Annotated in this window: 21 protein-coding genes; 13 read left to right on the top strand and 8 right to left on the bottom strand. The window is 70.7% G+C overall.

Annotation, left to right across the window (positions count from 1 at the left end; genetic code table 11):
* From ABEA46_RS06625 to ABEA46_RS06615, 3 genes are all read right to left on the bottom strand, one after another.
* Positions 1-1,095 carry a GNAT family N-acetyltransferase gene (locus tag ABEA46_RS06625; protein ID WP_345543586.1) on the bottom strand — a complete coding sequence of 365 codons (1,095 nt, stop codon included), beginning with the start codon at positions 1,093-1,095 and terminating at the stop codon, positions 1-3.
* A complete protein-coding gene (locus ABEA46_RS06620; protein WP_345543585.1) occupies positions 1,088-2,170 on the bottom strand; it encodes a GNAT family N-acetyltransferase in 1,083 nt (360 codons plus the stop codon). The genes ABEA46_RS06625 and ABEA46_RS06620 overlap by 8 nt, the downstream gene beginning before the upstream one ends.
* Before the next feature lie 77 nt (positions 2,171-2,247).
* The gene (locus ABEA46_RS06615; RefSeq protein ID WP_345543584.1) at positions 2,248-2,502 is read right to left on the bottom strand and encodes a hypothetical protein; all 255 of its coding nucleotides are present in this window, start codon (positions 2,500-2,502) and stop codon (positions 2,248-2,250) included.
* A 488-nt stretch (positions 2,503-2,990) separates the two neighbouring features.
* Here ABEA46_RS06615 and smc point away from each other — a divergent pair, with 488 nt between their 5' ends.
* The 5 genes from smc (at position 2,991) to ABEA46_RS06590 (ending at position 9,454) form a co-directional block, all read left to right on the top strand.
* A complete protein-coding gene (gene smc / locus ABEA46_RS06610; RefSeq protein WP_345543583.1) occupies positions 2,991-6,557 on the top strand; it encodes a chromosome segregation protein SMC in 3,567 nt (1,188 codons plus the stop codon).
* A 44-nt stretch (positions 6,558-6,601) separates the two neighbouring features.
* Positions 6,602-7,270, top strand: a complete 669-nt coding sequence (locus ABEA46_RS06605) for a hypothetical protein (protein ID WP_345543582.1) — start codon at positions 6,602-6,604, stop codon at positions 7,268-7,270.
* 64 nt (positions 7,271-7,334) lie between these two features.
* On the top strand, positions 7,335-8,207 hold the full coding sequence (gene ftsY / locus ABEA46_RS06600; protein WP_345543581.1) for a signal recognition particle-docking protein FtsY: 873 nt from the start codon (positions 7,335-7,337) through the stop codon (positions 8,205-8,207).
* 81 nt (positions 8,208-8,288) lie between these two features.
* Positions 8,289-8,789, top strand: coding sequence for a DUF2004 domain-containing protein (locus tag ABEA46_RS06595; RefSeq protein ID WP_345543580.1), 501 nt, complete (start codon positions 8,289-8,291; stop codon positions 8,787-8,789).
* A 2-nt stretch (positions 8,790-8,791) separates the two neighbouring features.
* Positions 8,792-9,454 (top strand): hypothetical protein, encoded by a 663-nt coding sequence (locus ABEA46_RS06590; protein WP_345543579.1) that lies wholly within the window; start codon positions 8,792-8,794, stop codon positions 9,452-9,454.
* Positions 9,455-9,563: 109 nt separating this feature from the next.
* Here the strand turns inward: ABEA46_RS06590 and lipA are convergent, their stop codons facing one another.
* Positions 9,564-10,595 carry a lipoyl synthase gene (gene lipA, locus ABEA46_RS06585; protein WP_345543578.1) on the bottom strand — a complete coding sequence of 344 codons (1,032 nt, stop codon included), beginning with the start codon at positions 10,593-10,595 and terminating at the stop codon, positions 9,564-9,566.
* Positions 10,592-11,230, bottom strand: a complete 639-nt coding sequence (gene lipB, locus ABEA46_RS06580; protein WP_345543577.1) for a lipoyl(octanoyl) transferase LipB — start codon at positions 11,228-11,230, stop codon at positions 10,592-10,594. Before lipB ends, lipA begins: the two co-directional genes overlap by 4 nt.
* 100 nt (positions 11,231-11,330) lie before the next feature.
* Between lipB and ABEA46_RS06575 the strand changes: the two genes are divergently transcribed.
* The 5 genes from ABEA46_RS06575 to ffh all read left to right on the top strand — a co-directional run bounded on the left by ABEA46_RS06575 (position 11,331) and on the right by ffh (position 15,717).
* Positions 11,331-11,762 carry a hypothetical protein gene (locus tag ABEA46_RS06575; protein ID WP_345543576.1) on the top strand — a complete coding sequence of 144 codons (432 nt, stop codon included), beginning with the start codon at positions 11,331-11,333 and terminating at the stop codon, positions 11,760-11,762.
* Positions 11,763-11,771: 9 nt separating this feature from the next.
* Complete coding sequence (locus ABEA46_RS06570) at positions 11,772-12,797, top strand: TetR family transcriptional regulator (RefSeq protein ID WP_345543575.1); 1,026 nt, start codon at positions 11,772-11,774, stop codon at positions 12,795-12,797.
* Between the two features lie 176 nt (positions 12,798-12,973).
* Entirely contained in the window at positions 12,974-13,606 is a 633-nt protein-coding gene (locus ABEA46_RS06565; RefSeq protein WP_345543574.1) for a hypothetical protein, read from the top strand.
* Complete coding sequence (locus tag ABEA46_RS06560; RefSeq protein WP_345543573.1) at positions 13,603-14,109, top strand: RNA polymerase sigma factor; 507 nt, start codon at positions 13,603-13,605, stop codon at positions 14,107-14,109. Before ABEA46_RS06565 ends, ABEA46_RS06560 begins: the two co-directional genes overlap by 4 nt.
* A gap of 45 nt (positions 14,110-14,154) precedes the next feature.
* Positions 14,155-15,717, top strand: a complete 1,563-nt coding sequence (gene ffh / locus ABEA46_RS06555; RefSeq protein ID WP_345543572.1) for a signal recognition particle protein — start codon at positions 14,155-14,157, stop codon at positions 15,715-15,717.
* A 44-nt stretch (positions 15,718-15,761) separates the two neighbouring features.
* Here the strand turns inward: ffh and ABEA46_RS06550 are convergent, their stop codons facing one another.
* The 3 genes from ABEA46_RS06550 to ABEA46_RS06540 form a co-directional block, all read right to left on the bottom strand.
* Positions 15,762-16,925: a glutamate--cysteine ligase gene (locus ABEA46_RS06550; protein ID WP_345543571.1), complete on the bottom strand. Its 1,164-nt coding sequence runs from the start codon at positions 16,923-16,925 to the stop codon at positions 15,762-15,764.
* Positions 16,926-16,998: 73 nt separating this feature from the next.
* Positions 16,999-17,679, bottom strand: a complete 681-nt coding sequence (locus ABEA46_RS06545; protein ID WP_345543570.1) for a hypothetical protein — start codon at positions 17,677-17,679, stop codon at positions 16,999-17,001.
* Entirely contained in the window at positions 17,676-18,209 is a 534-nt protein-coding gene (locus tag ABEA46_RS06540; protein ID WP_345543569.1) for an RNA polymerase sigma factor, read from the bottom strand. The genes ABEA46_RS06545 and ABEA46_RS06540 overlap by 4 nt, the downstream gene beginning before the upstream one ends.
* Before the next feature lie 183 nt (positions 18,210-18,392).
* On the opposite strand from ABEA46_RS06540, the gene rpsP reads away from it, so the two are divergent.
* The 3 genes from rpsP to rimM are packed head-to-tail and all read left to right on the top strand — an operon-like array spanning position 18,393 to position 19,714.
* The gene (gene rpsP / locus ABEA46_RS06535; protein WP_345543568.1) at positions 18,393-18,818 is read left to right on the top strand and encodes a 30S ribosomal protein S16; all 426 of its coding nucleotides are present in this window, start codon (positions 18,393-18,395) and stop codon (positions 18,816-18,818) included.
* 4 nt (positions 18,819-18,822) lie between these two features.
* Entirely contained in the window at positions 18,823-19,053 is a 231-nt protein-coding gene (locus ABEA46_RS06530) for an RNA-binding protein (RefSeq protein ID WP_109210617.1), read from the top strand.
* A gap of 49 nt (positions 19,054-19,102) precedes the next feature.
* Positions 19,103-19,714, top strand: a complete 612-nt coding sequence (gene rimM / locus ABEA46_RS06525; protein WP_345543567.1) for a ribosome maturation factor RimM — start codon at positions 19,103-19,105, stop codon at positions 19,712-19,714.
* The last annotated feature ends 34 nt before the right edge of the window (positions 19,715-19,748 follow it).

The raw sequence follows: 19,748 nt of genomic DNA, 5'->3' as shown, positions 1-19,748 counted from the left end.
TCAGAGGTCCAGCACCTTCTTCCACGCGCCCGCGTACGAGGCGGGCACGAAGCCGATCGCCTCGTTGATGTCGAGCATGTGGCGGTTCTCTTCGGCGTTGAACGTCGAGACGCGCGGCGATTGCGGTGCGATCGTGCGCCACCGCAGCAGATTGGCGCACTTGACGATCGTGCCGAGGCGGTGGCCACGGTGCTCCTTGACGACGAGCGTGCCGAACTGCTGCGTGGCACCGGTCGGGTCGTCCGCGATAGCCAGCTCGTTGTAGGCGGCGACGCGGCCCGTCGGCTCGTGGAGCACCGCAGCAACCGAGACGGTGAGCCCCTGGGCCTTGAGCCGGGCGTCCCGCCGCTTCACGCGGGCGGCGTCCCAGTGCTGCTCATCGACGACGAGACCGCCTTGCGGCGTGTCGGTCGACATGCGAGAAAGGGCGTAGGCGAAGCCGTCGATGTACTCCGGCGGTGTCGGCGACGTCCACGTGATCGCCCGGTACTCGTCGCCGGCTGCCGCTTCGGCGTCGCGGAGCATGCGCTCGACGAGCGAGACGTCGCCGGTGAGATCGAACACGCTGTTGCGTTCGACCTGCTCGAGCGTGAACCCGTTCGCCTGCTGCCGCAGCGCCTCGGCGTCGGCCGGGATCGAGCCCCACCCGGTGGGCGCCTCCAGTCGCGGACCGGATGCGTCGGGGCGGTGCAGGGTCCAGGTCTGGATCGTGTCGATCCTGCGCTCGCGCGCTTCGCGCTCGACCTCGGCGAGCAGACGCTCCTCGACGCCCTGGCCGCGGTGCGGCGGGTCGACCATGAGGTCGAACTCGACGGTGCCGGCATCGGCCTGGTTCGAGATGAGCAGCTTGACGACGCCGAGCACGTCGTCGCCGCGGAGGGCGGCGTAGCCGAGCTGGGTCCAGTCGGCCTGGTCCTGCCACATGCCGAGCATCTCTTCGGGCTCTTCGTGCAGGTAGTCGTGACCGGCGTCGTACAGGCACACGGCGTTGGCGATCCGCACCATCTCCACGAACAGGCGGGCGTCGGGGGCATCGACCGTCGCCGGGACGACGACGGGGCTGATGGCGACGACGTCGGCGGCCAGATCAGTCATCGAGCACCTTCTTCCAGGCGCCGCTGTATGCGATCGGCGCGAAGCCGATGGCCTCATTGATGTCGAGCATGGGACGGTTCTCCTCTGCGTTGTAGGTGAGGACGCGCGGCGACGCGGGTGCGACGTCGCGCCAGGCGAGCAGTCCGGCGCACTTGACGAGCGTGCCGAGCTTGTGACCGCGGTGCTCCTTAAGGACGAGGGTGTCCTCCTGATGGGTCGCCTCGGTCCGGTCCTTGCCGACGACGAGCTCATTGAACGCGCAGAGCTCGCCGGTGGCGGTGTGCTGGGCGGTGGTCACCAGCAGCGTCCGGTCCGTGTCGGTGTACCGCGCATCGTGCTCGGCGATGCGGGCGGCATCCCAGACCTCCTCGGCGAACTCCAGTGCGCCGATCGGGGTGTCGGTCGACATGCGCGACTTCATCCACGCGTAGCCGTCGACGTGCTCGGCGGGTGTCGGGGCGAACCACTGGACGACGCGGTAGCCGCCCGATGCCTCCTCGGCGACCGCCAGCAGGCGCTCGACCTCGGCGAACGATCCGGTCAGGTCGAAGGCGCTGCCGCGCTCGACCTGCTCGAGGGTGTAGCCGTGACGCAGGTAGAACCGCGCCGCGTGGTCCTCGGGGATGGTTCCGAACCCGGTGGGCGGCGCAAGGCGCGGCCCGTCGGCCGCGGGGTGCTCGGCCCACGACTGCAGGACGGTGCGGCCGTATTCACGGGCGGCGCGCTCGACCAGTTCGTATGCCGCCGACCCGATGCCCTGGCTCCAGGAGCGGCGGAGCAGCTCGATGATCCAGATGGCGGACGTCGATCCCTCGTCGAGGGGGATGTCGACGCCGACGCGGCCGACCACCTCGCCATCCTGGACGACGATCCAGAAGCGACGGATCTGGTGTTCGCTCGGCTGGTAGTGCGGCAGCAGTTCGGCGGGTGTGATGGCCTCGTCGCCATGGCCGGAGATCTCGCGATAGATCTCATTGCGGACGTCGACCATCGTGATGAAGTCGGCGGCCTCGGGAGCGTCGATCGACGCCGGGACGATGAGGGGTCGGATCTCGACCCCGGTGATGGTGGTCATTGTCGGTGTGTCCTTGGTGTTCGAAGCGGTGGGGGTGGGGTCCGCCGCCCGGTCGAGGGCGGCGGACCCGGTGACGATCACAGGCCCCGCGAGAGGATGACGCCGCGCACATAGGCGCGTTCGCGCTCTGCGGCGTCTTCCTGTCGGCGGAATGCTTCGCTGTGCCGGTCGCGGACGTCTGCGAGCCGGGGTGTGCGCGTGCTCCACAGGAGCAGACGCAGACCGAGGTGCAGTGCGGCGCGGTCCACGAGCGAGATGCGGTCGTCGCGGCTCGGAAGCCGCAGCGTATCGGGCTCGCCCGGTTGGCGCTGCGGCGCGAGGAGTGTACTCATGATGGTTCTTCTTCCGATCGGAAAGGATGCCGCCGGCGGGCGCCGGTGGCGGAGATGCCGTACCGCAGCACGACGGGAGGGAGGCAGGGGGAGAGCGCTCAGCACCCGGACGCGGATGCGGCGCAGCAGACGGTCCTCGCCCCGTAACGGGCAGACTCGTCCCCTGCGGGGATCAGATGGCGGCCGGGAAGCGGCCGCTCAGCACAGCGCCGAAGGAGACGGTCCCCGACGCGAACGCACGAGTCGCTTCGCCATCGCGGGCGGCGACTCCAGTGTTGTCATTGATCATCATCGGTGGACCTCCTTTCTCAACTTCAGACGCGGAGAGTGACGCTAGCGCGGATCTGTCGCCCGCGTCAAGCGTTTTCGCAGATTCGGTGTCTCCACGGCGTGTCGCGGGCTGTGCGAGTCCCCGGCCCGTCTCACGGGATCCGCCGCGCGCTCCGGTAGCGTAGGCGGGTAATCGACCGGGGGCGGAGGGCGCAGCCATGCACCTGAAGAGCGTGACGCTCAAAGGGTTCAAGTCGTTCGCCCAGCCGACGACCTTCGCGCTGGAACCCGGCGTCACCTGCATCGTCGGGCCCAATGGGTCGGGCAAGTCGAACGTCGTCGACGCGCTCGCGTGGGTCATGGGCGAGCAGGGAGCCAAGACGCTGCGCGGCGGCAAGATGGAGGACGTCATCTTCGCGGGCACTGCCACGCGCGGCCCGCTCGGGCGCGCGGAGGTGCAGCTGACGATCGACAACAGCGACGGCGCTCTGCCGATCGAGTACTCCGAGGTGACGATCAGCCGGACGCTGTTCCGCAACGGCACCAGCGAGTACGCGATCAACGGTGAGTCGTGCCGTCTGCTGGACGTGCAGGAGCTGCTGAGCGATTCCGGCCTCGGCCGCGAGATGCACGTGATCGTGGGGCAGGGACGCCTCGACAGCGTTCTGCAGGCGACTCCCGAGGATCGGCGCGGGTTCATCGAGGAGGCCGCCGGCATCCTCAAGCACCGCCGTCGCAAAGAGAAGACCCTGCGCAAGCTCGACGCGATGGAGGCCAACCTCACGCGGTTGAGCGACCTTGCCGGAGAGCTGCGCCGCCAGCTGAAGCCCCTCGGGCGCCAGGCCGAGATCGCTCGCGAGGCGGCGACGATCGCCGCCGTCGTGCGCGACGCGAAAGCGCGGCTGTTCGCCGACGAGCTCGTCGGCCTGCGCGAGGAGCTCGCGTCCCACACCCGCAACGAGCACGAGCGGCATGCGGAGCGCCTCGTGCTGCAGGAACGACTGGACAACGCGCGGGTGCGCATCGAGCAGCTGGAGAACGACCAGCGCTCGGAGGCCGTCGACCAGGCGAGGCGCGTCGCATTCGGCCTCGAGCGCGTGCAGGAGCGCCTGCGCGGCCTCTACGCGCTCGCGGGGCAGCGACTCGCGCTGCTCGGTGATGCCGAGGACGAGGACCGCATCGAGCTCACGACAGTCTCGCAGGCGATGATCGACGAGGCGCGCACCGAGATCGACGAGGTCTCGGACGGGCTCGGTTCCGCTCAGGATGCCGCTGCCGAAGCCGCCCGCGAGGTGATCCGTGCGCGGGCGGAGCTCGACGCGCTCGACGTCGACATCGCGGCGCAGAGCGCCCTGGTGTCGGAGCACGACATGCGGATCACCGCGCTGCGCGGGTCGGCAGAGGCGGCGGCATCCGCCCTCGCAGCCGTGCGCGCGGCCGTGGAACGGCAGCAGAGGGCGCTCGACGCCGCGCTGGCGCGCCGTGCCGAGGCCGAGCAGATCCTCGCCGGCGTGGACCCGGACCTCATGCCCGAGGCGGCCTCCGCCGACCATGCTGCGGCGTACGAGGCCGCGCAGCGCGACGCGTCCGACGCCGAGAGCTCGGTCGCGTCGCTGCGTGAGCGGCTGCACGCCGCCGAGCGCGAGCGCGAGGCGCTCACGGCGCAGACGGCGGCCCTCAGCCGTGCGCTGGACGTGCAGAACGGCGCGTCGTCGCTGATCGCGCAGGGGCTCGACGGTGTGCGCGGACTCGTCGGCGATGCCGTGCAGGTCAAGCCGGGATTCGAAGCGGCGATCGCGGCGGTGCTCGGTCCGCTCGCCGAGGGCGTACTGGTCGACGACCGCGCCGGTGCGTTCGCCGTCGCGGCCGCCGTCCGCGACGCCGAGGCAGGCGTGGTCGACATCGTCATCGCCGATGCCGGCGCGATGACGCCGGCCTTCCCCGCGCGGGACGGAGTCGTGCCGGCGCGCGAGGTCGTGACGGCGCCCGCCGGTGTGCTCGGACTGCTGTCGTACGTGGTCGTCGCCGACGATCTCGCTGCCGCGCAGGCGGCGGGGCCCGCTCTCGCCGAGGCCGAGCTCGGCGGACCCATCACCGTCGTCACCCGCCGGGGCGAGGTGTACACCGAGTACTCGCTGCGCGCCGGCGCGGGCGCGTCGCGGTCTCGTCTCGAGCTCGCCGCCGAGCGGGATGGCGCGGCCGAACGCCGTGACGAGGTCGCGGTGGTCGCCGACGCGCTGCGCGAGGAGCTGACGGCGGCCACCGGCGCCCTGGAGTCCGCCCGGCAGCGGACCAAGACGGCGCTGACCACGCTGCGGGAGCACGACGCCGCGCTGGCCGCCCATGCCGAGCAGCTCAACCGCGCGACGGTGCGCCATGAGGCTGCCGTGGCGGAGTGCGAGCGCCTCGAGGCGGGGCTCGCTCAGGCCGCTTCGGCCGTCGAGGACGCCGAGGGGTCGGCGCGCTCGGCGGATGATCAGCTCACGGCGGCTCTCGAGGCGCCGCGGCCGATCCTCGATGCCTCGGCCCGCGAAGGGATGCTCGCGGCGCTGGATCAGGCCCGTGATGGCGAGATGCGCGCACGGCTGGATGTCGAGACGCTGCGCGAACGCATCCGCGCGGGCGAATCCCGGGTGGTGGCGCTGGAGCGCCAGCGCGAGCGCGAGAAGGAGGCCGCGGCAGAGGCGGCCCGACGCGCGGTCGTGCGCCGCGCCCAGCGCGAGATCGCCGCGGGTGTCGCCGGACAGCTCCCCGCCGTGATCGACTCCGTCGACCGCTCGCTCGCGCAGGCCCGCGCCGAGCTCTCGGCCGCCGAGTCCGAGCGCACCGCGCTGACCGCCGAGCTCGCCGAACTGCGTGCGCAGGAGTCGTCGGTGCGCGAGCGTCTGATGGGGCTCACCGAGAGCGTCCACAGCCTGGAACTGCAGATCCACGAGAAGCGCCTGCATGTGACGGGGCTTCTGGAGCGCGTGCAGTCGGAGCTTGGGCTCGACGAAGACATTCTCATTTCGGAATACGGTCCTGATCAGCCCATCCCGGCCGATGATGCCCTGACCGCGGTGACGTCGGACGACGAGGAAGCCGACACGGACGAGGGGCCGGGGGTAGCGGCATCCCGTCCCTACGATCGCGCGCAGCAGCGCCGGCGACTACAGGAGGCGGAGCGCAAGCTGGCGCAGCTGGGGCGGGTCAATCCGCTGGCGCTGGAGGAGTTCGCCGCGCTCGAGCAGCGGCACAAGTTCATGACCGAGCAGCTCGCCGACCTGACGCAGACCCGCAAGGATCTGCTGACGATCATCGAGGAGCTCGACGAGCGCATGCAGACGATCTTCCTCGCGGCGTTCGAAGACACGCAGGTCGCCTTCGGCGAGGTGTTCCCGATCCTCTTCCCGGGCGGTTCGGGGTCGATCACGCTGACCGATCCGGACTCACCGCTCACCACCGGCATCGAGGTGGCCGTGCGACCGGTCGGCAAGAAGATCGAGCGGCTCTCGCTGCTGTCGGGCGGTGAGCGGTCGCTTGCCGCCGTCGCGCTGCTGACCGCGATCTTCAAGGCCCGGCCGAGCCCGTTCTACATCCTGGACGAGGTCGAGGCCGCGCTCGACGACGCCAACCTCGGGCGCCTGCTGGGGGTGTTCGAACAGCTGCGCGCCTCGAGCCAGCTGATCGTCATCACGCACCAGAAGCGCACGATGGAGATCGCCGACGCCCTGTACGGCGTCTCGATGCGGCAGGACGGCGTCTCGGCCGTCGTCGGCCAGCGCGTCGGCGAACGCGTGGCGTGACGGCATCCGGTCACCGTCTTCCCTTCTGACGAGAGGCTCATCGCATGACCCACCTCCTTCGCGCGGCCGCCGGGCTCGCGGTCGTCGTGGTCGGAGCCGCGACGCTCGCGGGCTGCGCCGTCGCACTGCCCACGATCGTCGGACCGGCCGACTCGTCCTCGCAGTCACCCACCGACGAGACGACCGGCGATGACACCGGCATCGGCGATCTGCCGTTCGACGTGGAGTTCGACGCCGCCACCATGACGCTGCAGTGGACCGACCCGTTCATGGCCGACGCGAACTACACCGTGAGCGCGGCCGACGACGGCAACGGCAGCTGGGCGTACACCGACGCGCGCACGGGCTGCGTGGCGACGTTCTACCAGGGGCTGATCTCGGGCCTGGACACGTCGCTCGACGACAGCGCGCTGACGGACTCCATGCTCGCCCTCGTGCTGACCAGCGACGACGACACCGTCACCGGCGACGATGTCGCGGACTACGCGTACGACGACTCCCTGCCGCTGACCCCGTCCGGCACCGTCGACGCACGCACGATCACGATCTCCAGTGACGACGGCACCACGTGGCTCGACACGGCACGCATGTTCGGCTCGGTGGGCGGAGGCATCTACCTCGGCATCCAGTGCCCGTCCGGACAGGATGCGACGACGGAGCTCGACGTGCTCATCGGCGACGGACTCGCCGCGGTGATCGTCCCCGTCCACTAGCGGCCGCTCGGCGGAGCGGCAGGCGGCGGTCGGTCCGTCGCGGGCCCGCCCCTAGGCTGGAGACATGGCAGAGAGCTCCTGGTCGCTCGGTCGCGCGCTGCGCGGCATGTTCGTCAAGCCCACGATTGACGAGAACACGTGGGAAGACCTCGAGACGGCGCTGCTGACCGCCGATTTCGGGCCCGACATCACCGAGCGGATCGTGGAGGAGCTGCGCGAGAAGGTCGAGCGGTTCCGCACGACCGACCCGAAGGACCTGCAGCGCATGCTGAAAGAGACCCTCGAGGAGCACTTCGCCAAGTTCGACACGACCCTCCGCCTCACCGAGCGGCCCGCGGTCGTGCTGGTGGTGGGCGTCAACGGCGTCGGCAAGACGACGACGATCGGCAAGTTCGCCAAGTTCCTGCAGCGGTACGGCCGCTCGGTCGTGGTCGGTGCGGCCGACACGTTCCGCGCGGCGGCCGTCGACCAGCTCGCCACCTGGGCCGAGCGCGGCGGTGCGGCGATCGTGCGACCGCAGCAGGAGGGCCAGGATCCGGCATCCGTCGCCTTCCAGACGATCGAGTACGCCAAGAGCACCGGCACCGAGATCGTGCTCGTCGACACCGCCGGCCGCCTGCACACGAAGGGCGGGCTCATGGACGAGCTCGGCAAGATCCGGCGCGTCGTCGAGAAGCAGGCGCCCATCAGCGAGGTGCTGCTGGTGCTGGACGCGACGACCGGTCAGAACGGTGTCATGCAGGCGCAGGCGTTCCTGGAGCACGCGGGTGTCACCGGGCTCGTGATCACCAAGCTCGACGGCTCGGCGAAGGGCGGGTTCGTCCTCGCGGTGCAGGAGCGCACCGGCATCCCGGTCAAGCTGCTCGGCCAGGGCGAGGGGATCGGCGACCTCACCGGCTTCACCCCGCACGTGTTCGCGGCCTCGCTCGTCGACTGATCGGGCGCGGCGGCGCGTCCGAATCGCCGCGTTCGCGTGTCCGGACTTTCGCCGACGCCCCCGGTGCGGTTTCATGGGGGCATGGCGATCGAGCACGACTACTTCGGACTCCTCGAATCGGGGCCTGACGGATCGATCTTCTGGTCCGAGAACGTCGACCTGGGTGATCAGTCGGTCACGGTCGACCTGACCGCGCCCGATCAGGACGATGTCTCGCCGGCGGCGCTGGACGTCGCGGCGGCGCTCATCTCGTCGCTGGAGGCCATCGATCTGAGCGCGCGCAACGCGATGGTCAACGAGCTCAACGACCGCACCAGCGAGGTCACCGAGTACATCCTTCAGCAGCAGGAGGCCCTCGGCGACGCGCTCGAGGACGTGCTCGTCGACATCTCGGGCGACGTCCACATGGACGTCATCCGGTCGCTGCAGCTCATGAGCATGACGATCCTCGCCGACGAACACGGCGGATCCGATCCCTTCGCGGTGCTCGAGTACGCACTCGATCCGGACGCCACCGACGACGTGCTGCTGGTCAACCTCGACTCCGACGGCGCGGTCCAATCGGTCACGAGTGCCGACTGACGATGAGACGACACCGGGGTGCTGCCCGCATCGCGATGACGATCGGATGCCTCGCACTGGCGCTCGCCTTCACCGGCTGCACCGCGCCCCCGGCCACGAGCGATGCTGACGAGCCTGCGGCGTCGCAGCCCGCGGATCCGTCCGCCACGGACGAGGCGCAGGCGTCGCCGACCGAGACGGCCACCGAGTGCGTCGACGGTGACTGGACCGCGGATCTCGACGACCTCGTCGGACAGCTGGCCGAGCAGCTCACGTCGACAGGCATGAACGTGACGAGCGCCGACGCGACCGGCACCCAGACCCTCTCGATCGGACGCGAGGGCGTCATGGGCTTCGATGCCGACATGACGTTCGTGCTGGCCGTGGACATGGGCGGCGGCCTCACGATGACTATGACGCAGACCCACGGCGGGTCGCTCCAGGCGGACTGGGAGTGGTCCGACGACGCCACCGCGGACGGCGGCACGGTCCGCTTCTCGAACTTCGAGGACTCCGGCTACGACGTCCAGACCGCGGTCGACATCAACGGGCAGTCCGCCGAGATGCCCATCACGCCGCCGTCGGTCGCCGCGGCGGATGTTCCGACCGTGGTCACGTGCGACGGCGACACGCTCACGACGCACCCGCAGGGATCGCCGTTCACGACGAGCTGGACGCGCACCTGACCCGCGTCCTCGTCCACCCGCGGAATGCCTGACGGGACTGCGACGGAGCGGTCCCGCCGGTCACGAATGCCGACGGAACCGCACCGCCCTCCGGTCGGGGGACCCGGGTTCAGACCGCCTGGGCGAAGCCGCGGTCGACGTGCACGTCCTCGGCGATGTGCGCGAGATGCGAGGGGATCTCGCGCCCCTTCGACAGCATCGACTGCGCCCACAGCCGCCCGGCGCGGTAGGACGAACGCACGAGGGGTCCGGCGAGCACGCCGAGGAAGCCGATGCGCTCGGCCTCTTCCTTGAACCCGACGAACTCCTGCGGCTTGACCCACCGCGCCACCGGGAGGTGACGCGGCGAGGGCCGCAGGTACTGCGTGATCGTGATGATGTCGGTGCCGGCATCGTGCAGGTCCTGCAGTGCCTGCACGACCTCCTCGGGCTCCTCGCCCATGCCGAGGATGAGGTTCGACTTCGTGATGAGCCCGGCATCGCGCGCCTGCGTCAGCACGTCGAGCGAGCGCTCGTACCGGAACGCGGGACGGATGCGCTTGAAGATGCGCGGGACTGTCTCGACGTTGTGCGCGAACACCTCGGGCCTGCTGTCGAACACCTCGGCGAGCAGCGCGGGGTCCCCGTTGAAATCGGTCGCGAGGATCTCGACGCCGGTGCTCGGGTTCATCGCGTGGATCTGCCGCACGGTCTCGGCGTGCAGCCACGCCCCGCCGTCGGGCAGGTCGTCGCGGGCGACGCCCGTGACGGTGGCGTAGCGCAGGTTCATGCGCACGACGCTCTCGGCGACGCGGCGCGGCTCGTCGATGTCGTAGTCGGCAGGCTTGCCGGTGTCGATCTGGCAGAAGTCGCACCGGCGCGTGCACTGCGAGCCGCCGATGAGGAATGTGGCCTCGCGGTCCTCCCAGCACTCGTAGATGTTGGGGCAGCCCGCCTCCTGGCACACTGTGTGCAGCTCTTCGGTCTTCACCAGGGAGTGCAGCGCCTGGTACTCCGGCCCCATCTTGGCCTTGGTCTTGATCCACTCCGGCTTGCGCTCGATCGGGGTCTGCGCGTTGCGGACCTCGAGCCTCAGGAGCTTGCGTCCTTCAGGGGCCGAGGACGGTGTGGATGCCGCGCCCGGCGTCGCGCAGCCGCTCATGCGCCCACCCCCGCGTACTCAGCCTCGAACACGCGGCTCACGGTGCCGATCACGTCTCTCGGGGCGATGTCGGCGCCGACGATCTCGCTGATCGTCGTGACGCCGGCATCCGTGATCCCGCACGGGATGATGCCGCGGAATCCAGCGAGGGTGTTGTCGCAGTTGAGGGCGAAGCCGTGCATCGTGACGCCGCGCTGCACGCGCACGCCGATGGCGGCGACCTTGTCCTCGCCGAGGGGGCGGCGCACCCACACGCCGCTGCGGCCCTCGACGCGGTAGCCCTCGACGCCGTGCTCGGCGAGGGCGGCGATCAGCAGCCCCTCGAGCCGCCGGACGTGCGCGACGACGTCGACGGGCTCGTGCAGCCGCACGATCGGATAGCCCACGAGCTGGCCGGGGCCGTGCCACGTGATCTTGCCGCCGCGGTCGACATCCACGACCGGTGTGCCGTCGGTGGGCCGCTCGTGCTTGGCCGTGCGCGCACCGGCGGTGTAGACCGCCTCGTGCTCGAGCAGCAGGAGCGTGTCGGGCCGCGTGCCCTGGGCGACTTCGGAGTGGATGCGGCGCTGCAGCTCCCAGCCGTCCAGGTAGGGGACGTAATCGGGGGAGAGGCCGACGGTCTGGATCTCGAGCATCGTGCTCCTTCGCTCTGACGCGATCGCTCGTGGCGATTGATGGATCGCGTCCAACAATACATCCGCCGCGCGTGTCGGACGCCCCGCGTAGCGTGCCGCCATGACACTCGCACCCGGCGCTGAAGCCGACATCTCGCTCGCCCTTCCCGATCGCCCCGGCGCGCTCGCCGACTTCGGCGATGCCCTCGGCCGTGCGGGCGTGAGCGTCGAGGGCGGGGGAGTGTGGGTCCACGACGGGGTCGGCCTCGCCCATTTCCTCGTCACGGACGTCGAGGCCGCAGCGGGCGCCCTCGCAGCGGCGGGGCTCGGGCCGGTCGTGGCCAGTCCCGTCGTGAGCGTGCGGCTCGCGCAGGACGTGCCCGGGCAGCTCGGCGCGTTCACGCGTCGTCTCGGCGACGCGGGCATCCGCATCCTGGTCCAGTACAGCGACCACGATCACCGACTCATCGTCGTGGTGCCCGAATCCGATCGCCCGGCGGCCCGAGAGATCTGCGACCAGTGGGAGCAGGAGCGCGTCGCACGCGGGTCATAGGGTGGCTTCATGTCCACCGAGCCGCGCGCCGGGCGCCCCAAGGCCTCGTCCCGAGAGAACATCGCCGAGGCCGCGTGCGAGCTGTTCCTCGAGCAGGGCTACGAGCAGACCTCGATCGTCGACATCGCGAACCGGGCCGGCGTGAGCCGCTCCAGCTTCTTCAACTACTTCGCGTCCAAATCCGACGTCCTGTGGGCGGGCCTCGACGAGCGCCTCGCCGTGTTCGAGGAGCGGCTCGCCGCCGACGACGAAGGGATGGATGCCGCGGCCGCCGTGCGCCGCGAGTCCGAAGCCGTCGCGCGCGATTTCGCCCCCGACAGTCTGGCGCTCGGCATCGTCAACGCGGTCGCGATGGGGATCGCGGCCGAGTACGAACGCGACGCCGCACTGCGCCGGGCCAGGGTGGCCCGCGCCGCCGCGGCCCGCTTCGCCCGCGGCGGAGCCGACCGCGTGCGCGCCGAGGTCGCCGGCGCCGCGTGGGGCGGCGCCGTGCTCGCGGCGATCGAGGCGTGGGCGCACGACGGCGCCGGTCGCACGTCGCTCCCGCGGTTCCTCGCGCGCGCAGCGGACGCCGCCGAGGCGGTGCGGCCGCAGCCGGGTGGAGAGGTGCGGCAGCTGCGCGTCGTGGCGAGGGCGGAGGACTTCGAGGACGCCCTCGGCTTCTACCGGGACGTGATCGGGATGCCGCAGGCCGAGGCCTACGAGGCCGAGGGCGGCGCGCGCGTGGTGATCCTCGAGGCAGGCCGCGCGACTCTCGAGCTGTCCAACCCGGCGCAGGTGGCGTTCATCGACCGCGTCGAGACCGACGGCGATGCCCCGAGCGACCCGATCCGGCTGGCGTTCGAGGTGGACGACACGGCCGCGGCGACCGCGCGTGCGACCGACGGCGGAGCGATGCTGGAGGCATCCGCGCGCGAGACCCCGTGGCGTTCGCTCAATGCGCGTCTGCGCGGGCCGGCCGGAGTTCAGTTGACCCTGTTCCAGGAGCTCGCTGCGTCGGTCGTTGAGCGAGCGCAGCGAGACGAAACGCAGTGAGCCGCGCTGCGGACTCGACCACTTCGGCGACGTTCGCGTCGTGCCTGTTCTCGAGACCGGCTTGCGACGATGCGTCTTCGCTCGTTCCTCGCTCCGAGGGGCGAGCGGATGGCGGCGGACGTTTCGCGCTGTGCCGGACAGGTCAGGGGTAGAACACCCCCGACACTGGAGGCACCATGACCCCCGATCTGCTCGACGAATTGCTCGACCGCTCGGCCCCCGCGACGCGCGCCGCGGACCCCGCCGGACTGCGGTCGATGATCCACGACGCGTCGCGGCGGGCGAGGCCGCGTCGCCGCCGCAGCATCGGAATCGCCGCGGGCGCGCTCACGGTGCTGCTCCTCGGCGGAGCGGGGGTGGCCACCGCAAGCGGAGACTGGCCGTGGAGTGCGGGGCTGGAGAACCCGGACCGCAGCTACATCTACACGGCGCCGACGTGGGGTCAGTGCGAGATCCGCTTCAGCGGATACGACACGCACAACCTGCTGATCCAGGCGGACGTCAACCGCGTCATCGACGAGTGGTTCGAGAACACCGATGTCGAGGCTGCCGCGGCGCCGTACGTCGGCAGGCACCTGGCGCAGCTGAAGGCGGACCAGGCCGCCCAGGCCGCCGCCGGTGACGAGATCACCGACCCGCGGCTGGCGGATCTGAACGCCTGGACGGCGCATGAGCAGGCGCTCGGTGACGCCCTGTACGAGGAGCTGACGGCGCACGGCTACGATTCCGCCGCGCTCGCGGGCTCGGATGCGCACAGCCAGGTGCACTGCGAGGACGAGGACTGGGGCGGCGAAGGCGGCGACCGATGAGCCGCGACGACGTGCGTCTCACCGCGGCGCTGGGCGCGGCATCCGCCGATCTGCTCTCGTATCTGCAGCGACGCGTCGGATTGGACGACGCACCGGACCTGCTGGGCGAGACGATGGTGGTGGCGTGGCGGCGGGTGCGCGAGCTGCCGATCGAGCCCGAGCGCGCTCGCATGTGGCTGTTCGGCATCGCGCGGGGGACGGTGCTCAACCATGCGCGTGGGGAGCGGCGTCGCTGGGCCCTGGCCGATCGCATCCGTCTGGCCGTCGCAACGGGCGCCCCCTCGCCGGCCGCCGACGAGGGGGCCGAGATCCGGGACGCGATCGCCCGTCTCGATCCCGATCTGGCGGAGCTCGTGCGCCTGGTGCACTGGGAACGGTTCACGATCGCGGAGGCCGCCGGGGTGCTCGGGGTGCCGGCATCCACCGCTCGCGGACGGTACGCGAAGGCCAAGGACGCACTGCGCGTCGCGCTCGGTGCGGACGCCGTGGCGCCCCGTCTCTGAGCAACGGCTGGGAGCGGCATCCGTCGCCGGTAGAATCGGGGCATCATGGCGACTTTCGGCACACTCTCCGACCGGCTCACCGAGACCTTCCGCAACCTCCGCACCAAGGGCAAGCTCACGCCCGCGGACGTCGACGGCACGGTCCGCGAGATCCGGCGCGCGCTGCTCGACGCCGACGTGGCGCTGCCCGTCGTCAAGGAGTTCACCGCCAAGGTGCGCGAGCGCGCCCTCGGCGACGAGGTCAACCGGGCGCTGAACCCGGCCCAGCAGGTCGTGCAGATCGTCAACGAGGAGCTCGTCGCGATCCTCGGCGGCGAGCAGCGCCGGCTCCAGTTCGCGAAGAACCCGCCGACAGTCATCATGCTCGCGGGCCTGCAGGGCTCGGGCAAGACGACCTTCGCCGGCAAGCTGTCGCGCCAGCTCGCGAAGGACGGGCACACGCCGCTCCTCATCGCCGCCGACCTCCAGCGCCCGAACGCCGTGAACCAGCTGCAGGTCGTCGCCGAGCGCGCCGGTGCCGCCATCTATGCCCCCGAGCCGGGCAACGGCGTGGGCGATCCGGTCAAGGTGTCGCGCGACGGCGTCGAGTACGCCAAGCAGAAGCAGCACGACATCGTCATCATCGACACCGCCGGCCGTCTCGGCGTCGACGCCGAGCTCATGAAGCAGGCCGCCGACATCCGCAAGGCGACCGATCCCGACGAGGTCCTGTTCGTCATCGACGCGATGATCGGTCAGGATGCCGTCAACACGGCCAAGGCCTTCCAGGACGGGGTCGACTTCACCGGCGTCGTGCTCTCGAAGCTCGACGGCGACGCGCGCGGTGGCGCCGCGCTGTCGGTCGCCTCGGTCACCGGCCGCCCCATCATCTTCGCGTCTACCGGTGAGGGACTCGACGACCTCGAGGCGTTCCACCCCGACCGCATGGCGTCGCGCATCCTCGACCTCGGCGACATCCTCACCCTCATCGAGCAGGCCCAGCAGGCCTTCGACGAGGAGGAGGCGCTCAAGGTCGCCGAGAAGCTCGCGACCGAGCAGTTCACGCTCGAGGACTTCCTCGGGCAGATGCAGCAGATGCGCAAGATGGGCTCGATGAAGAAGATGCTCGGGATGCTCCCGGGCATGGGCTCGATGAAGCAGCAGCTCGACGACTTCGACGAGCGTGAGATCGACCGCACCGAGGCCATCATCCGCTCGATGACGCCCGCCGAGCGCCGCAACACGAAGCTGCTCAACGGCTCGCGCCGCCTGCGCATCGCGCGCGGCTCGGGCATGACCGTCACCGACGTCAACCAGCTCGTGCAGCGGTTCGACCAGGCCGCGAAGATGATGAAGACCGTCGCCCGCGGCGGTGTGCCGAACATCCCCGGCATGGGGCCGATCCCGGGCGCCGGGCGCCCCGGTGCATCGTCCAAGCGCGGCAAGCAGCAGAAGGCCAAGGGCTCGCGCTCGGGCAACCCCGCCAAGCGCGCCGCCGAGAACGCCGGCATCGCGGCCGAGGCGCCGCAGACGCCGACGGGCTCGGGCTTCGGGCTGGGCGGCGGAGCGAAGGGCGCGCCCACCGAGGCCGACCTCGCCGAACTGCAGAAGATGCTCGGCCGCGGCTGACCGCGGTGAGAGGGACGGATGCCAGGGCCCCGGCATCCGTCAGTTCAATGACCCAGGCTCGCGAGGTGATCGCGCAGGGTCGGCCCTGAGCGGAACTCGCCGACCAGGTGCCGCACCACCTCTCGCAGGTCGCCGTCGGCAGCGTCCGCGACGGCGAGCTGGCGAGAGTAGCTGGCGCCGTCGGTCAGGATCGTCTCTATCCCGGCGAGCTCCCGCGCGCATTTGAGCTCGACCGCGATATCGCGGAGCTCGTCGAGCGTCTCGCGCAGGTGCTCGGACACCGGGCGCTGGGTGCCGAGGTGATCGACGATCACGCGCGCATCGAGCCCGTAGCGGGCGGCGCGCCACTTGTTCTCGCGGATGAACCACGGCTGGATCGTCTCCAGCGGCAGGCCTTCGTCGAGGCGGCGCGAGAAGTGCTCGACGAGCACCTGCACGAGCGCGGCGACCGCCGCGAGCTCGGGGAGCGTCGACATGCCGTCGCACGCGCGGACCTCGATCGTGCCCCAGCGGGGCGCGGGCCGGATGTCCCACCGCACTTCGCTCGCGTCGGCCATGACGCCGGTGCCGATCAGGTCGTCGAGGTAGCCCTCGAACTCGCTCCAGTCGTGCAGCGGCCAGGGGAGTCCGGCCGTCGGCAGCTGCTGGAACACGAGCGCGCGATTCGACGCGTAGCCGGTGCGCTCGCCCGCCCAGAAGGGGCTCGAGGCCGACAGCGCCTGCAGGTGCGGCAGGTACACGGCCAGGGCGTTGATGATCGGGAAGACCTTGTTGACGTCCTCGACGCCGACGTGCACGTGGATGCCCCAGATCATCATGTTGCGTCCCCACCACTGGGTCCGCTCGATGAGCTTGTGGTACCGGGTCTTGTCGGTGACGCTCTGGTCGTACCACTGGGCGAACGGGTGGCTTCCCGCGCACAGCAGATCGACGCCATGCGCGTCGGTGTAGGTGCGCACCGCCGCGATGGCGTCGGCGATGTCGTCGACCGCGGCCGCGACAGTGCCGCCGATGCCGCTGGTCACCTCGACCGTGTTGGTCAGCAGCTCGCCGGTGACCGTGTACCGCTCCAGCGACGAATCCTCTTCGAGAGCGGCCAGCAGCGGCGGCGCCTGCGGGATCAGGTCGCCCGTGGCGGCATCCGCGAGCATCAGCTCCCATTCCAGCCCGACCGACGAGCGGGCCGACGTCGCGAAAGGCACCGTCATGCGCACAGTCTGGCACGCGGATGCGGCAACCCGACCGGTTCGGTGACGAACGATGTCGCGGCGTGGCCGGCCTTCACTCGGGCACGGCGTAGACGTCGACGGCATCCCCATCGATCGTGAAGCGGAGGAGCTCGCCGTCCACCCGGCGTTCGATGACCGCGGGCGCGCCGGCGGCGGGGCACACCGCCTCCGACCAGCCACCGCCGCCGTAGTCCGCCCGGATGAACAGGCAGGTGCCGCTGCCGTCGCTGCGGTCGGCCGTCCACGGATGCACGCGCCACACGCTCTGGTAGCCCTGTGCGGTGGCGCCGTCGAATCCGTTGTCGTCGAGCCAGACCCCGGTGCCCAGCAAGGCGCGGATGGTGAGGACCTGATCCGCGGGGAGGGTGATGCGGGTGCCGACGGCGGGCGGCGAGACGGCGGGCAGTCGGACCACATCGCCGTGCGGCGTCCAGATCTTCTCGCCGACACCCGGGGCCTCGGCGGGCGGCGACTCCTCCGGAGCCCGCGATGCGTCGAACGGGATGATCACCTCGGGCGTCAGGCTCGGGGTCGGTGCGGCGGGAGGCGCCTCGTGTCGCGACCCGAGCTGCGCGGTCACCGCGACGCCTCCCACGACCGCGGCGACGAGGATCGCGGCCGTGCCCGCGGCGATCCAGGTGCGACGCCGCGCGGCGGGCCGGATGCGCTGCGTGCCGGCCAGCAGCAGGTCGCGCATGTCGTCGTGCTCGTGCGGGGACAGGTGATCGTTCACGGCAGCACTTCCATCTGCGCCAGCTCTTCGCGCAGCCGTGACCTGGCGCGCGACATCCGCGATTTGACCGTGCCGATCGGGATTCCCAGTGCGACGGCTGCTTCGCTCTCGCGATAGCCCTGCATCACGGTCAGCACGACGACGCTCTGCTCCTTCTCCGGCAGGCGCCGCAGGGCGGCGAGCACACCGGTCTCGTCGGAGGGGGCGGGGCTCTCAGGCAGCGGCGGTTGGTCGATGCGTCCGAGCAGCGCGCGGTAGCGGCGTCCGGATCGCTCCAGATTGCGCGCCGTGTTCGACACGGTGTTCAGCAGCCACGGCAGCGGCGAGCCGTCGACCAGCCGGACCGACGCGCGACGGCGCCAGAGTTCGAAGAACGCGATCAGGACGGCATCCTTCGCGTCCTCCCGCACGGTGAGCAGTCGCGCCGCCTGCCGGAACAGGCGTGCCTCGTGGCGGTCGAACAGCCGCGCGAGCCCGCGAGGGTCGCCGTCGGTCAGCGCCCTCCAGTCGTCGGCGTCTTCGTCGCTCATACTCTGTAATGTCCGCCCGCGTTCGTTCGGTTCGTTCTGAGGCGTCCTGTCTGGCACAATAGAGGGTCGGAACATGCGCTCGACCCTCTATCCAGCGTGCTGTTCCTCCTCTGAGCTTCCGCCGGGTGTGCACCCCACGCTCCAGGCGATCAGTTCGTCCACTTCCACACATTCAGGAGAATCGTGGCTGTCAAGATTCGTCTCAAGCGCCTGGGCAAGATCCGTGCGCCTTACTACCGCATCGTCGTGGCCGACTCGCGCACCAAGCGCGACGGTCGTGTCATCGAGGAGATCGGCAAGTACCACCCCACCGAGGAGCCCTCGTTCATCGAGGTCGACTCCGAGCGTGCGCAGTACTGGCTGAGCGTCGGCGCGCAGCCGACCGAGCAGGTGCTCGCCATCCTCAAGCTGACCGGAGACTGGGGCCAGTTCAAGGGTGACAAGAACGCGGTCTCGACCGTGAAGACCCGTGAGGACAAGGCTGCGTTCGAGGTCGACGCCTCGAAGAAGTCGGTCATCAAGCCCAAGGCTGAGAAGAAGGTCGAGGAGCCCGCCGAGGCTCCCGCCGACGAGGCGACCGACGCGGCCGACGCCGAGTCCGCCGAGTAATCCGTTGCTCGCCGCCGCGCTCGAACACGTCGTCAAGGGGATCGTCGATCACCCGGACGACGTCCGCATCGACTCGTCCACGTCGCCTCGCGGCGACGTGCTCGAGGTGCACGTCCACCCCGAAGACCGGGGTCGCGTGATCGGGCGTGGCGGCCGCACGGCCAAAGCCCTGCGCACCCTCATCACTGCCCTCGCCGACGGCCGCCGCGTGCGCGTCGACGTGGCGGACGACTGAGGTGGCAGGCGAAGACACCACGGGATCGGGCGAGGACGCCCGCAAGCCCGTGAACGCAGTTCCCCCCACCGGCAAGACGCAGCTCCGGGTCGGCCGCCTCGTGAAGGCGCATGGCCTCAAGGGCGCGATCAAGCTGGAGCTGTACACGGATGATCCGGACGGGCGCTTCGTCCCCGGCGCGACCTTCACGCTGCAGGTGCCGGCATCCTCGCCGTGGCACGGCAAGCCGCTGACGGTCCGCGACTTCCGCTGGATGAACAGCCACCCCGTCGCCTTCTTCGAGGGAGTCGAGGATCGCGACGCCGCCGAGGAGCTGATCCGCGCGATCCTCTGGATCGACGAGGACGCCGAGTCCGCCCCCGTCGAGGAGGATGCCTGGTTCGACCACCAGCTCGTGGGCCTGGACGTCGTCCGCGAGGGCTCCGTGGTCGGCCGCGTGGCACGCGTCGAGCACCTGCCCGCGCAGGACCTGCTCATCGTGCGCGTCGGCGACGACGAGGTGCTGGTGCCGTTCGTGAAGGCCATCGTGCCCGAGGTCGACATCGCGGGCGGCCGCGTCGTCGTGACGCCCCCGGCCGGGCTGTTCGAAGAGCTTCCCGAGGACCCCGCCGACGACAAGCGCGCCGGCACGGGCGACGACGAGTCGCCCGACCAGGACTGACCCTCTCACACGCACTCCCACCCGCCCGTGCAGC

It is taken from the genome of Microbacterium jejuense (assembly GCF_039544225.1).
Taxonomy (GTDB): Bacteria; Actinomycetota; Actinomycetes; order Actinomycetales; family Microbacteriaceae; genus Microbacterium; species Microbacterium jejuense.
This window is presented reverse-complemented; position numbering and strand designations above follow the sequence as displayed.

What these genes read in the sequence shown, in the direction of transcription:
- ABEA46_RS06625 (WP_345543586.1), bottom strand. Translation starts at nt 1,095, where the DNA reads ATGACTGATCTGGCCGCCGACGTCGTCGCCATCAGCCCCGTCGTCGTC.
- ABEA46_RS06620 (WP_345543585.1), bottom strand. Translation starts at nt 2,170, where the DNA reads ATGACCACCATCACCGGGGTCGAGATCCGACCCCTCATCGTCCCGGCG.
- ABEA46_RS06615 (WP_345543584.1), bottom strand. Translation starts at nt 2,502, where the DNA reads ATGAGTACACTCCTCGCGCCGCAGCGCCAACCGGGCGAGCCCGATACG.
- smc (WP_345543583.1), top strand. Translation starts at nt 2,991, where the DNA reads ATGCACCTGAAGAGCGTGACGCTCAAAGGGTTCAAGTCGTTCGCCCAG.
- ABEA46_RS06605 (WP_345543582.1), top strand. Translation starts at nt 6,602, where the DNA reads ATGACCCACCTCCTTCGCGCGGCCGCCGGGCTCGCGGTCGTCGTGGTC.
- ftsY (WP_345543581.1), top strand. Translation starts at nt 7,335, where the DNA reads ATGGCAGAGAGCTCCTGGTCGCTCGGTCGCGCGCTGCGCGGCATGTTC.
- ABEA46_RS06595 (WP_345543580.1), top strand. Translation starts at nt 8,289, where the DNA reads ATGGCGATCGAGCACGACTACTTCGGACTCCTCGAATCGGGGCCTGAC.
- ABEA46_RS06590 (WP_345543579.1), top strand. Translation starts at nt 8,792, where the DNA reads ATGAGACGACACCGGGGTGCTGCCCGCATCGCGATGACGATCGGATGC.
- lipA (WP_345543578.1), bottom strand. Translation starts at nt 10,595, where the DNA reads ATGAGCGGCTGCGCGACGCCGGGCGCGGCATCCACACCGTCCTCGGCC.
- lipB (WP_345543577.1), bottom strand. Translation starts at nt 11,230, where the DNA reads ATGCTCGAGATCCAGACCGTCGGCCTCTCCCCCGATTACGTCCCCTAC.
- ABEA46_RS06575 (WP_345543576.1), top strand. Translation starts at nt 11,331, where the DNA reads ATGACACTCGCACCCGGCGCTGAAGCCGACATCTCGCTCGCCCTTCCC.
- ABEA46_RS06570 (WP_345543575.1), top strand. Translation starts at nt 11,772, where the DNA reads ATGTCCACCGAGCCGCGCGCCGGGCGCCCCAAGGCCTCGTCCCGAGAG.
- ABEA46_RS06565 (WP_345543574.1), top strand. Translation starts at nt 12,974, where the DNA reads ATGACCCCCGATCTGCTCGACGAATTGCTCGACCGCTCGGCCCCCGCG.
- ABEA46_RS06560 (WP_345543573.1), top strand. Translation starts at nt 13,603, where the DNA reads ATGAGCCGCGACGACGTGCGTCTCACCGCGGCGCTGGGCGCGGCATCC.
- ffh (WP_345543572.1), top strand. Translation starts at nt 14,155, where the DNA reads ATGGCGACTTTCGGCACACTCTCCGACCGGCTCACCGAGACCTTCCGC.
- ABEA46_RS06550 (WP_345543571.1), bottom strand. Translation starts at nt 16,925, where the DNA reads ATGACGGTGCCTTTCGCGACGTCGGCCCGCTCGTCGGTCGGGCTGGAA.
- ABEA46_RS06540 (WP_345543569.1), bottom strand. Translation starts at nt 18,209, where the DNA reads ATGAGCGACGAAGACGCCGACGACTGGAGGGCGCTGACCGACGGCGAC.